Genomic DNA, 13,378 nt, shown 5'->3' on the forward strand with positions numbered 1-13,378 from the left:
TAGTCTTGCAATTACACTTCTCGCGTTCTGTGGAACTCAATATCTGGGTAGCGTTCTTGTGTTAACGACAAGTTCGCCATTGTAGGAGCAATATAGGTTAAGTTATCACCGCCGTCTAACGCTAGGTTAGCTTGCGCTTTTCGTTGGAATTCATCCAATTTCTTGGCATCGCTTGAACTTACCCAGCGCGCCGTAGCGACCTGAATATTCTCATACAATGCATCTACACCATATTCAGACTTCAAGCGGTGTACAACCACGTCAAACTGCAGCACGCCCACAGCGCCAACAATTAAGTCGTTCGAAATCATTGGTCTGAATACCTGAACCGCACCTTCTTCAGCAAGTTGCACCAACCCCTTCAACAGTTGCTTTTGTTTCAATGGGTCTTTTAATCGAATACGTCTAAATAATTCAGGAGCAAAATTAGGAATACCCGAGAACTTGAAGTTGTCTCCCCAAGTAAAGGTGTCACCAATTTGAATGGTCCCATGGTTATGCAAACCGATAATGTCACCAGGGTATGCCTTCTCAACAGCTTCACGGTCTCCTGCCACAAACGTCAACGCATCAGCTATACGAACGTCTTTACCCGTTCTGGCATGTTTCATTTTCATGCCTTTCTCATATACACCCGAAACAATACGCAAGAACGCCACCCGGTCTCGGTGTTTTGGGTCCATATTCGCTTGGATTTTAAAGACAAAGCCCGAAAACTTGTCCCCGTCGGCGGCAACTAATTCGCCTTGCTCTGTTGCACGCGGTTGCGGTTTAGGTGCCCACTCCAATAAACCGTCGAGCATGTGGTCTACACCAAAGTTACCTAATGCCGTACCAAAAAACACAGGGGTAAGCTCACCCTCTAGGAAAAGCTCTTTGTCGAATTCATGAGAAGCACCTTTAACCAACTCAATTTGTTCGCGTAGCTCTTCAGCGTAAACACCAATTCGCTCATCTAACTCAGGGTTGTCTAGGCCCTTGATCACGTCTAAATCTTGAATGCGATGACCTTGACCCGTTTTATAAAAAATCGTTTCGTCACGCATTAAATGGTATACGCCTTTAAACTGTTTACCCTGCCCAATAGGCCAAGTAATAGGAGCACACATGATATTCAAAACACTTTCAACTTCGTCTAGAAGCTCTAGCGGATCACGTATGTCGCGGTCTAGCTTATTCATAAAGGTAAGAATTGGCGTGTCGCGTAACCGTGTAACTTCCATCAACTTAATGGTTCTGTCCTCAACACCTTTGGCAGCGTCAATCACCATCAAGCACGAATCCACCGCCGTTAGTGTGCGGTATGTATCTTCAGAGAAGTCTTCGTGGCCAGGGGTGTCGAGTAAATTAATAAGTCCGTCGTGATAAGGAAACTGCATTACCGACGTAGTTACCGAGATACCACGCTCTTTCTCCATTTCCATCCAGTCCGACTTGGCATGCTGCCCAGACTTCTTCCCTTTTACCGTTCCCGCTTTCTGTAACTTCTGACCGTGTAGAAGCACTTTCTCGGTAATTGTGGTTTTACCCGCATCCGGGTGAGAAATAATTGCAAAAGTTCTGCGTTGATCAATGTGTTTTTTTAAGTCGACACTTGCCATGTAACTTCTATCCCAAGCTTCTGTTTGTCTGTCGCGGGCCATCAATAAGGTTGGCGCAAGCGGTTCAATAATTTGCCGTTATATTAGCAGAATTTAGCGTTACATCGCACCTTATAACTTACGGTAAAAGGATTACTTCGTTTCCTTCCTCAGGTAAACTAGCCCCATAATTAAAACAACTTATATAGTCATGAAAGAATACATACAGTGGTTTATAAAAGGCGCCAGCATGGGTATGGCGGACATTGTGCCGGGAGTTTCCGGTGGAACGCTTGCCTTTATTCTGGGAATTTATGAACGATTCATTGCTGCTTTAACCTCTTTTGATGTAAGCGCAGTGCAGCTTTTACTTAAAGGTCAAATCAAGAAACTTTGGCAACACGTAGACGGCACATTCCTTCTGTGTGTTTTTCTAGGCATTCTTACCGCTATATTTAGCCTCGCCAACTTGATTAGCTTTTTACTGGAAACTCACCCTGTGCCAGTGTGGAGCTTTTTCTGTGGGCTTATTATTGCCTCACTGCCTATGTTGCTCAAAAAGGTGCAGTGGAGCGCTTTGCGAGCATTGCTCTTTGTCGTGGGAGCAGTATTTGCCGTGCTCGTCACCGCACTAACCCCCATGCATAACGACCCGTCGTTAGTATTATTTTTTGGTGCCGGTTTTATTGCCATTTCCGCCATGATGCTACCTGGTATTTCAGGCAGTTTCCTGTTACTGATTATGGGAATGTACGCGCCCATCACAGCAGCAGTGAGTAATCTTGAAATCACCGTATTAGCAGTTTTTGCTTTGGGCTGTATCTCCGGTCTATTGGTATTCTCACGGGTACTCAATTGGGCATTGCACCGTGTGCACGACGCAATGCTAGCCGTGCTCTCAGGAATAGTGCTCGGTGCGTTACTACGTATTTGGCCGTGGCAAGTCGAGGGGAACTTGGTCACGCCCGCGCAGTATGCCGAAGTACATACAGAAAGCTATCTGCTTATCGCGGTGATTACGTTTATTCTGGGCGGTGCTTTAATTCAATTGTTGCTTCATTTAGAAAAGTTATTCGGCACCACCACAGAAAGCTCATAGTTCATAGCGAAGAGTTCAAGGGTTACACAAAGCACAATGCTGAGAGCTTGCCTGCGAGCTCTCAACCGCTTTCTTCTCTTCGTGTCCGCACTCATCACAAGCAAGTACTTCATATAGCGGAAGCTGAGTTGGCAACGTACATTGCTCACAGGGTAAACCAGCTTCTCGGGTTTTCACCACGTAGTTAGGTGCTTCACACTCTGGGCACATAGAACACAGTCTCACAGCTAAGTCTTCCGCTGCCTTTTGAATAATTTCTCGACGTTGTGGACAATTCATCGCCCGCAGGTCAGGCTCAACGATTAACGGCCAAGTTAAATGCTCTGCGGAATTCACCAAAAGAGCTCTGAATTGTTCTGGAAAGACACCTTTTAGAAATTCATCTTTCACCGTTAAATTTAACGCCTGCTCCTTTTCTGCTTGGTTCACAAAATCCATCGCTTCACTGTGGCTTCTCAGTGTTATCGTTTTGCCATTGAAAGGTCCCGAGGCGTGCGCGTAAATGACTCGGTCAGTGCTTTTTTGGTAGTAGCAAAGTATTTCTTCATCCCAGTTCATAATGCCTGGCATAGGACCTCCGCCAAACGTACCCTCACTTCCTAGTCCAATGTCCATCCCTGTCACTTCAACCGCTTTTTTAGCCTTAATTAACGCACATTCTTGCGCAGAATTCTTTCTCGCCTTTTCGCCACTAAACGTACCTAATTGGTCAGTGTCCCAATAAGGATTCTCAACAACACGAAGACCCACATTGCGAAGTACCGGCGCAACTACTTTTCCCTTGTCATGCTTAGTCATTAAAACTGCGAATGCCATAACTATTCCTCTACTGCCCTGCGACTTGTAGCCAAGTGTCACCGTTAAAGCGAAGTAAGCTACCGCTGTCTTGCCATTGCAAAATATGCAGCCAGTGATTGCTCACCAAGTTTTGGAGATCTGGATGTTTATTTAACACGCTCTCTATATCTTTTTGCTCTGCAGCAATCACCACTGAGAGACGTTGCGGCGTGTGCAACCACTTACTTCCGTCATGTACCGACTGGCGAGACAGGCCAATACGCAAATCACCTCCATTCCCCTCAAAAACGCCTATTCCACCACCCACAGCGTTATGCAGCAGTTTATTGCCACTCCCGAATTTAAATGGCTCACAAACAGACAAGTTGTATTGCATGTTTATCCAGTGGGCGACCACCATTGGCGCGGTCATGAGTAGCTCTAGAATGCTATTATCAGGGTCGGAATCCTTCTCGTAACCATGCATAAACGCCCTGCCGCCAAAGTCGAGATGTTCAGTTTTAGCGCGAGGCGCAATAACAAAGGCGGCGTTGTCTGCCAGCCCTCGCTCAGGGCGTTGTTCAGACCATCGGGTCGCACGCTTTTCCAATGTGCGCTTTATTGCCTTGTCGCTTTCTAACCCTTCGTTCTGAATTTGATCAGGCTGTTGTGCGGCAAACCGTAACTTCCTACAAAGCAGCGAAGCACGCTCGAGTGTCTCTTGTAAGTTCGTAGAACACTGTTCTGCAGCAGAAATCTGGTCGGTCGTGGTGTTGTGGATAGCAGGGATAAATTGAGTATCTGCAGGAATACTTAAACCACGCTGCGCCAGCTGTGAGCGAACTTCTGTGTTGTTCAATATTTGGCACAGCACTTGAGTATTAATCGCACCACTTTGCCCGCAACAGGCACCACAGTCTAAAGATGCTGCGTGCAAGTTATTCTGATTTTGACTTTCATGCCCAACAAGTAGAACCGTAGGTGCAAACGAATAGATACCTATACCCTTCAAAGCACCGTAAGCAATATCCGTCTGCGCATCCAAGGGCACATCGTTTTCACCTTGATACAGTCTCCACTGACTCACTTTGCTCAAATCGTTCAGCTTATTGGGCTGGGTTTTACCTTTCAGCAATTTCAAGCCATAGCTAATTCCTAAACTTTCTACCATGGAAAATGAAGATGCGGCAGCGCTTGACCACGTTTTCACGCGTGCTTTCCAGTTCAATTTCTTTTTACGACTATTCAGTTGCTGGTTCGATAACGACTCAGAAACATTAACAGCCGGACTCAATAAGCCAGGGAGTTGAGGTCGGCTAAGATTACTGCCTAGTGGTCGATAAGAAATTGGCATCCCAAAAAAGCCGGCAAAACCGAAAGTTTCGATACCCTTGCCCTGCTGCTCAAGAGCTCTTCGCATCGCTTCGGAACGCACATCAATACAAAATACGGCTTGTAGCTGCTTCTTCTCTTCTCCCGTTTCTACTGGTTCGCTTTTACTTAATGTTGTCGCCAGGTGTTGCTGGTAACTGAACTCAAGGGCTAGAGCTCCTACTTCCAAGGCTTGGAAATAGCGTTTATGTACCGCTAAGTCACTCATACTCAATTCTGACTGCTCTTGCCAACGCGCTAGGCAATCGTCAAACATCAGCGCCTCGTGGCGCTGCATGTATTTAAAAACAATCCACTCCCATGCCAAACGAATAGTGAGTAGCTCTTTAAGCTCGTTCGGTTGCACAAAACTGGCGTGCGAAGTATCACCAGTGGGGTGTTGCTCATGCCATTGCCGATAGGCCACCCAAGAGGCCCAACCATGAATGTCGTATAAACAAGCCAAAGCAAAGTCTTCAAGGGCATCGTCAGAAATCTCTAATTCTGAGACCATCATACCCAAAGCTTCTTCGGCATCGGTTGGCAATAGTTCTAAATATTGCCGTACATTCGGTGCGGACAACACGATAGAAAGTCCGTAATCGACACGTGTCACCTCTAACCAGTGTTGGTACAGCGACATTTTCTGCTCGACTTTAGGCTTTTTCAGCATGGCGCGCAGAGACTGAAAGTGAGCAGCGCAGAATTGGCTAATTTGGTGTGTAATCTCCTCTTCCCACTTCATGTAGTGGCGATCTCTAACTGCGTCTACATGAGCAGAGAATAATGGTTGTATGCGCGCAGGTTCAGGTTGACTCAAACATGCCTGCCAATCTTCAAAACTCCCCTCGAACTCGGTACTCACTATCGCTTGCTTCACGCAATCTTTATCGATGGCGCCAGAGGCCAACGCATGTATATATTTTTCAGCCCCCATATAACCGCGCACACCGGCAAGCCTATGTAGCTTCTCAGCTGTTTCCACATAAGAGTTGTCTTTAAAATTCCACCACGGGTTTACCGCGATACTCTTGTCTAAAGGCCACGTAGGAGCAATGCGTGAGCAGGCTTGTAGCACAGCACTCTCTTGTGTGTCAGACCAAGTAACATTGGTTTGAACATTTAACATTATTGGCTACCTCCATTGCTTTGCTCCACGACAACGCCTTTAACGCGCTCTTGATGAATCGGCCATAAGGTTAGTGTTAGTCGTGTCGCCCACTCGTCGATGTAAAGGCCTGCGAAAAGAACCATAGAAAGTTTCTGAGCCCATTGCGTATGTGGAAATTGATGAAGTAGCAAACTCAGAAAGGCTAAAACAAGAACCAGAGTGCTTATCCAGATATCTGCAAGAGAAAGGAAAACCGCCGGAGTATTGACGTGTCTCGGAACAACCCATGAAGCGAGAAACTTCAGACTGAAATACAATGCCACGATGCCCAAGGCGGCAAACAGGTAAGGCACTAATGCGCCTTTGTGCAAAACAGAGTGGCGCTGCGCAATAAACATGGTCACCGCAACCGCCAGCAGCAAGAGCATTGCTAGTGACTCTTGCTTATGTACTCGGAATTGCTCCACTAGCACACTAGACACAAACTGTTGCATGGTAATAATCATCAACACTGTAAAAAGCCCTGCGATCAACCAGTCCCAAACATTTACACGCCCTGCAACGGCAAGGCGACGTACACCCGTTTCATTCACGGCACTGCCAGAGCTTAGAAAGGCGTAAGCTTTATAGAACGAATGCGCAACAATATGCACAACAGCGAGTTCGTACATACCAAGTGCAATCTCAACCAACATGAGTCCCATTTGCGCACTCGTCGACCATGCAAGGCGAACCTTATAGCTTATTCGAGTGGTCATAATAAGTGCCGCAACAATACTGCCCAGCCCTGCAACAACAAGAATCACCCATCTTGCCGCGTCTACCGCAAGCACGATTGGCGCAAGAACAATGAGCAAGAAGCCACCCAGGTTTACGACACCAGCGTGAAGAAGAGCGGAAACAGGTGTGGGGCTTTCAACAACTTGAATAAGCCATCCGTGCGCGGGAAGTTGTGCACATTTGAGTAGTACTGCAACAGCAATAAGCGTCGAGCCTGCTACTATTGCAGGTGCGCTCATGTCTAGTTCTGGGGCACGGCTTAGTAAATCAGAAAGGTAGAAGCTATCGACATGAAAACCGTAGAGAAGAAACCCACCGAGCAGTGAGATCTCGGCAATACGTGCAATGATAAACTTCTTATGAGCAGCAAGGAGTGCGCGCGGACGTTCAGGATAAAACAGTAGAAGGTTATGAACGCATAAACTGATACAAACCCAAGCAAGCCACAAAATCAGTAAGTGGTTACTTACGATCACGATAAAAACAGAACCCAACGTACCAAACAAGTACCGCCAGTACACCGACTTCCGAGGCTCTTCCTGCAACGCAACCTTCGAGAAGTTAATAACCGCAAAGGCCACAACTAGAATCATCAGCAACATAGTGACTCTAAACGGTGTGAAAACAAATAGTTCTGCCATATCCCCTCCTGTAGTGACAGGATTCTTTCAACATCGCAAACGCAAGTAAAATAGATTAAACTTATAAAACACTTAAGAAAATCTTAAGTAAGATATTTGAATATGCAATGCAGAATCTTCTGAGGATTTATGAATCGACTAAATTACAAGCACTTACATTACTTTTGGAAAGTGGCAAGTACCGGAAACCTAACAGAGGCGGCGCATCAACTTCATGTGTCGCAGTCGGCTTTGTCGATGCAAATTAAGAATTTAGAAGAGGCTACTGGGCATCAGCTTTTTAAAAGAGAGAAAAAGTCGCTTGTGCTTACCGAAGCAGGAAAACAGGTACTTGAGTATGCAGAAGTCATTTTCAGCACAGGAGAGTCGTTAGAAACCTTATTAAAAAGTGGTTTTAAAGAAACACAAAAACATATTCAAATTGGCGTGCTCACTAATCTATCTCGGAATTTTATTGAGCACTTCATTCGCCCGTTACTCAGCCAAGACAACTTAAAGATTTCACTGCATACCATCGCTGCCGAACAACTTCTACCAAAGCTTCGTAATCATGAAATAGATCTAGCCCTCACCAATATGGTGCCGAGCGATTTTTCTACAGATTCACAATGGCAGTGCCAGTTAGTATCTCGACAACAATTAGCCATTATTGGCCCACCGGACTTAAGAGAAACTTACAGCACTTTTCCGGACCATTACGAAAATGTGAATTGGGTCGTACCGAATAAATCGACGGAGCTTCGCAAAACTTTCGACGCATACTGCTCCACATTTGAATATACCCCAACCATTAAAGCCGAAGCTGACGATATGGCTATGTTGCGCCTCTTGGCACGTGACAGTGGCTGCCTATCGATGCTCCCACCCGTGGTGGTGCAGGACGAAATTCAAAATGGTTTATTAAAAGTGTATCAACTACTTCCACATACGTTCGAACACTTTTATGCTGTAACTATGCGCCAGCGAATGCAAAACGACACAGTTCGGCAAATCTTAAAAGCAAATTTGAGCCGACACTGAATAAAAGGGAAAACCATGACACAACCGATTAGCACGCCACTTTTGCGCGTTTATATGCAAATTTTTAAAGCAGTAACAGCTGCTTTACCTATTAATTGGCCGAAAGAGTTTAGAGGCACAGGTTCAACAGAACAACTACTGCAGCACATCGTTAGTAGCGGTAATCCAAAGGTTTTGTTGGTGAGCGATCAGAACCTATTAGATGTTGGCGTAGTACAGCCGATTCAAACGAAATTACAAGAACTGGGCTGCGAAACTAAGTTGTTTAGTGAAATTACACCCGACCCACCCATGCAGCAAATAGAGCATGGCGTAAACACATTACATGAATTCGGTGCTGTAGCGGTGCTCGCCGTCGGCGGCGGTTCAGTCATCGACGCTGCAAAGCTAATTGCAGCTCGAGCACTGAACACCAAGCCAGTCCAGAAAATGACTGGATTGTTCAAAGTAACCAAAGGAACACTGCCACTATATGTAATTCCTACAACAGCAGGCACAGGTTCAGAGGTAACCATAGCCGCGGTGGTTTCCGACACACAAGCACAAAGAAAGTTAGCCGTTATCGACCATCGCCTTATGCCCAGTGCAATGGCGCTCGATGCCAACATTATGCTTGGCTTGCCGCCTGCGATTACAGCGGCGACTGGCATGGATGCGCTCACCCATGCAGTGGAAGCTTACATATCTCGTAACGCTACCTCGACCACAAGTGAGCAGTCACTTACTGCAGCGCAAGCAATACTGAGTAACTTACCGGCAGCATTTGAAAACGGAAAAGACACTGAAGCGCGCCAGGCTATGGCAGAAGCTTCAATGTTTGCAGGTAAAGCGTTTACCATTGCGGGGGTTGGCTATGTTCACGCTATCGCCCATAACTTGGGTGCGCGTTACCATATTCCTCATGGACTCGCGAACGCTATGGTTATGCCTTATGTGCTCAGTGCATCTATAAGCCACTGCTCAAAACGCCTAGCAGAGCTAGCACGTACCTGTGGTGTCAGCGATGATAAAGACGACATGAAAGCCGGACTTGCGTTTATCGACCATATTTCAGAGCTCAATCACACGTTCAACATTCCTTTGAAAATAGAGCAACTTAAACGAGAAGACATTCCTGCTATTGCAAAAGCAGCCCGCCAAGAAGCTAGGTTCACTTATGCGGTGCCTCGTTACTTCTCTCAACAGGAAATGTGTAGCTTGTTAGAGCTCATGCTTCCTTAACTCTTAATAGACACCCAAAAATAAAAGGCAGCTTTTTCAAGCTGCCTTTTGCTAAATGCTCTATTAAGACTTGTTTCTAGTCACGATCAGTAAAAACGACTGTTTTGATACCAGCGCATTAATGAACGCTCTATTGCCGTGCTAGCTTGCTGGGCAAGCTTGTCGCCTATTTTCTGCTTTTGCTTGTAGCGAACACGAATCACGTCTTTGTCTTTTACCGCTTCAAGAAGCAAGTCGTCACTAGTGCCAATACGGTCAACTAAGCCCTTATCTACAGCTTCTTGTCCGTACCATACTTCGCCTGTTGCCACCGCGTCGATGTCTAAACTTTCACGGTTTTCTTTCACGAAACGCTTAAACATTGCGTGAATACCTTCAATTTCTTCTTTAAACTTAGAGCGGCCTTTCTCGGTGTTCTCGCCGAAAATCGTTAACGTGCGTTTATACTCGCCTGCAGTAATCTGCTCAAAGTCGATGTCGTTTTTCTTCAATACTTTATGAAAGTTAGGAATCTGAGCAAGTACACCAATAGAACCCACCACAGCAAAAGGAGCAGCTACAATTTCTTGCCCCACACAAGCCATCATATAGCCACCGCTTGCAGCTACTTTGTCTACAGAAATAGTAAGCTTCACGCCCTTATCACGCAGTCGTTTTAACTGCGCAGCAGCTAAACCGTAGCCATGTACCACTCCACCAGGGCTTTCAAGCTTCACTAATACTTCATCATTTTCCTCAATTACGCCTAAAATAGCCGTTACTTCCCGGCGCAAGCTCTCCACTTCTTTTGCGTCCATGGAGCCTTTGAATTCAACGACAAACAATCGGTTTCTAGTGTCGTCATTAGAAGACTTCTCTTTCTTAAACGTTTTCTCAAGCTGCTTCTTGGCTTTACCCGAAGCTAAACTTAAGCGCAGATCATTACTGCTACTTTTCAAGTCATCGGTTAAATTATCAACGTGCAGCTCGCCCTCACCGCCCTTTTGACGTTGTGCAGCATTCACAATCATGCCAATCACAAACACCACGGCGAATACCAAGGTAAGGGTTTTCAGCAGGAAAACGCCATAATCGCTCCACAGAGCCGCTAAAATATCCATCATTGCTTGTCTATCTCTTCTTAAAATTGAATCGCAACATCATACCTGACAGGTTTAACAGCAGCAAAAATAAAGGGCAGGTCACTTTCGTGAACCTGCCCTTTAAATTTTTAGCTTAATTACTGTTTACTGAGGCACCTATGCTTATTGAGGTACTAAGCTCGGGTCAACAGGCAGCATTAGCTGGTTACTTTGCAACCAAACACCAATCGCTTGCTGTTGGTTTGCTGTAGTCGCCGCATCGTCAGATGGGTCTAACAAACCACCGTGACCACCATTGATGTAGCGCGCAGCACCAGACAACGGTTCACCGTCTTGTGAAACGATGGCCGTAGTAATGTTTTGCAGGCCTAGCAAGCGGATAAGAGGCTCTGTACCACCTAATGGATGCGCAGTTGAGTTCGGAATAGTTGCATCACCAATAGCTTCGATTAAGAAAGTTGGCGTTTCAGTCGCAACAAGCGCTCGTGCGTAGTTGATTGGGTCGCCCGGATCAACGATAGACTGAGCCGCGAATTGGAACTGAGCTAACAGAGAGTCACGCGCTGCAATTTCTGCGTCTGTCGCAATACCGCCGTAGTACATTGCATAGTACTGAGCAACTGCACCTAGGAACTGCGGGTTGTCTAAGCCAGGTACGATACCTGAGTTAGTCGCTTCTTCTAGTGCATACGCTTGGAACCCGTCAAAGCTTTGGAACGCTAGTAAGCCACCAATCAGATTACCGAAAGACTGAGACTCAACTAGGAATGGTGCAATACCGCCGCCAGGCATACCTAATGCAGCAGCTTCAACACTGTAAAGTGGGTCTGCAGCAGCAGCGTCGCCTGTCATGCCAGTGTTCGCTAGCGCAACAAAGTTGTGACCTGTAATCGCACCTAGCGAGTGACCTACAAAGCTAACGTCCATACCGTTGATGTTCGCGCCGCCAAAATTAGCTGCACCGTTGCTTAAGCTTAAACGTAAACCAAGCAAGTCAGAAACAGACTGGCGTAGATTGTCACGCGCTGTAAGCAAGCTAGCAAGGTTCAAGTAGTTGGTCGGAGAGCCTTGACCTGAAGTTGCGTTAATTCCGCCTGGGAAACCACGCTCACCGTGTAACGGATGGTCGATAGCTACAGCAGCTTGACCGAATACAGCCAAAGTACCTGCAATTGCTAGGAAGTTCTCTTTTGAACCCGTGATACCGTGTTGGAAAATAACAACCGGCCAACCGCCTGCTGGTTCAGCAATTGGGTCTAAGCCCTGCTGAGCACGCACAGCATTTACCACAGCTACATTAGGAACAGACATTCTCAGTGGAACTGTTTGCACCGTTGAAGGACGTGGAATTGGGTTGTACTTAGTTAACAAGCGCTCTTGGTCCAAGCCACGAACAGAGTCTGGGTCTGTTGCATCGTAGTCTGGGTTGTATAGAGCCACAGGCGCTGCTTCGTAAGGAATAGCACCTGCTAAGTTAGCTGGGTTTGCCAATACAACTGCAGGGTCTAAACCTAAGCCCACTAGAGTTGCTGCTAACTCTTCTTGCGTAATCGCACCAGAGTTCAAACCAATCTGAATAGCTGCAGGGCTAACTGCAGTTGCCTGCCAGCGACCCGTTAAAGGTGCACCAGGGTTTTCAGCAGTTGGAATTGCACTGAAGTAAGGTAGCGTTACTGTACCTGCGTATAAATCAGCAGAACTCGCAATAGCTACGTTAGGGTTTGTAGGGTCGTTTGGTAACTGACCAGCGCCAATTAACGCGTCAGCAACAGTCATACCCGTAGGACCAGCAGTAAGTTGTGGAGCTAGTGCAGGTTGCAACATAAGTTGCTTCACTACGCCCAGTACGTCTCCTACTGACTGCGTCGTGTACGACTTGGTATGAACGATAGTTTCAACGTCTACACCCGCGCTTGCTAATGCACCGCGCTGACTATTGATAATACCTTGTAAAGCTTGCTCTTGCGCACCGCCGATTGGGTCGGTTGAAAGAGGCTTGCTTAAAGTGAAGTAAGTTGTAGACGGCTTAATCGAACGACCTAACGAGTCTACGATTGAGTCTGTAAGCGCTACAACATAGCCCGTTTTAGGTAAGAACGGTACAAGAGGAACTACCGATGCACGACCGTTGCTCCATGCTACTGTGAAGTCTTCACCGTGTGTTAATTCCGCTACGATAGTACAAACCGCACCCTGAGGAACGCTTGTACACTCTTCTACGCTAGTGTCGCCACCCATGACAGCTTGGAACACACGAATACCGCCAGCGGCAGTTACACTACTGCTGTCTACTGTAATTGTTTCGCCAAATTCGTCGGTCGCCAAGTCGAAACCGAACTCTTGTGGCATAGCTGTTGACCAGCCATCTAGTGTACCCAAGGCAACCTGTGGGTCAGCGTAATCTGTTGGGTCGTCTACAGGAATGTTTAAAGTGCCGTCTGTAGTGCCCCCTAACAAAATATCGTTTGGTAAGCTGATCTTACTTAAACCCGGGTCGAATACGACACGGACAGCAGCAGAATTAATTTCTTCATCGGTCACCGGCGCATCAGTGCCGTCTGACAAACAACCGGTCAAGCCTAGAGCTGACGCGACTGACAAAGACAGAAGCAGTTTTTTCATGAGGTTTCCCCAATCCTTGTTGTTCTAATTCTAAGCCCATTCTGGGCATGAGTACGGGCCCACTTTGGGTAATC

9 protein-coding genes are annotated in these 13,378 nt (G+C 46.6%); 3 read left to right on the forward strand and 6 right to left on the reverse strand.

Features of this window, described 5'->3' with window-relative positions; translation table 11 throughout:
• Positions 1–11 precede the first annotated feature (11 nt).
• A complete protein-coding gene (gene prfC, locus DQX04_RS05460) occupies positions 12–1,601 on the reverse strand; it encodes a peptide chain release factor 3 (RefSeq protein WP_111914901.1) in 1,590 nt (529 codons plus the stop codon).
• A gap of 190 nt (positions 1,602–1,791) precedes the next feature.
• Between prfC and DQX04_RS05465 the strand changes: the two genes are divergently transcribed.
• The gene (locus DQX04_RS05465) at positions 1,792–2,679 is read left to right on the forward strand and encodes a DUF368 domain-containing protein (protein WP_111914902.1); all 888 of its coding nucleotides are present in this window, start codon (positions 1,792–1,794) and stop codon (positions 2,677–2,679) included.
• A gap of 15 nt (positions 2,680–2,694) precedes the next feature.
• Here the strand turns inward: DQX04_RS05465 and DQX04_RS05470 are convergent, their stop codons facing one another.
• From DQX04_RS05470 to DQX04_RS05480, 3 genes are read right to left on the reverse strand one after another with little or no spacing between them, the layout of a single operon-like run.
• Positions 2,695–3,495, reverse strand: a complete 801-nt coding sequence (locus DQX04_RS05470; RefSeq protein ID WP_111914903.1) for a DUF6671 family protein — start codon at positions 3,493–3,495, stop codon at positions 2,695–2,697.
• A 10-nt stretch (positions 3,496–3,505) separates the two neighbouring features.
• Entirely contained in the window at positions 3,506–5,956 is a 2,451-nt protein-coding gene (locus tag DQX04_RS05475) for a DUF2309 domain-containing protein (RefSeq protein WP_111914904.1), read from the reverse strand.
• Complete coding sequence (locus DQX04_RS05480; protein ID WP_111914905.1) at positions 5,956–7,359, reverse strand: NADH-quinone oxidoreductase subunit L; 1,404 nt, start codon at positions 7,357–7,359, stop codon at positions 5,956–5,958. The genes DQX04_RS05475 and DQX04_RS05480 overlap by 1 nt, the downstream gene beginning before the upstream one ends.
• 129 nt (positions 7,360–7,488) lie before the next feature.
• Here DQX04_RS05480 and DQX04_RS05485 point away from each other — a divergent pair, with 129 nt between their 5' ends.
• Both DQX04_RS05485 and DQX04_RS05490 read left to right on the forward strand, forming a co-directional pair.
• A complete protein-coding gene (locus DQX04_RS05485; protein ID WP_111914906.1) occupies positions 7,489–8,379 on the forward strand; it encodes a LysR family transcriptional regulator in 891 nt (296 codons plus the stop codon).
• Between the two features lie 15 nt (positions 8,380–8,394).
• The gene (locus DQX04_RS05490) at positions 8,395–9,600 is read left to right on the forward strand and encodes an iron-containing alcohol dehydrogenase (RefSeq protein ID WP_207916238.1); all 1,206 of its coding nucleotides are present in this window, start codon (positions 8,395–8,397) and stop codon (positions 9,598–9,600) included.
• Between the two features lie 86 nt (positions 9,601–9,686).
• On the opposite strand, the gene sohB is transcribed toward DQX04_RS05490, so the two are convergent.
• The gene (sohB, locus tag DQX04_RS05495; RefSeq protein ID WP_243699867.1) at positions 9,687–10,703 is read right to left on the reverse strand and encodes a protease SohB; all 1,017 of its coding nucleotides are present in this window, start codon (positions 10,701–10,703) and stop codon (positions 9,687–9,689) included.
• A 141-nt stretch (positions 10,704–10,844) separates the two neighbouring features.
• Positions 10,845–13,304, reverse strand: coding sequence for a VolA/Pla-1 family phospholipase (locus DQX04_RS05500; RefSeq protein ID WP_111914907.1), 2,460 nt, complete (start codon positions 13,302–13,304; stop codon positions 10,845–10,847).
• Positions 13,305–13,378 lie beyond the last annotated feature (74 nt).

The organism is Aliidiomarina sp. B3213 (assembly GCF_003290085.1).
Lineage (GTDB): Bacteria > Pseudomonadota > Gammaproteobacteria > Enterobacterales > Alteromonadaceae > Aliidiomarina.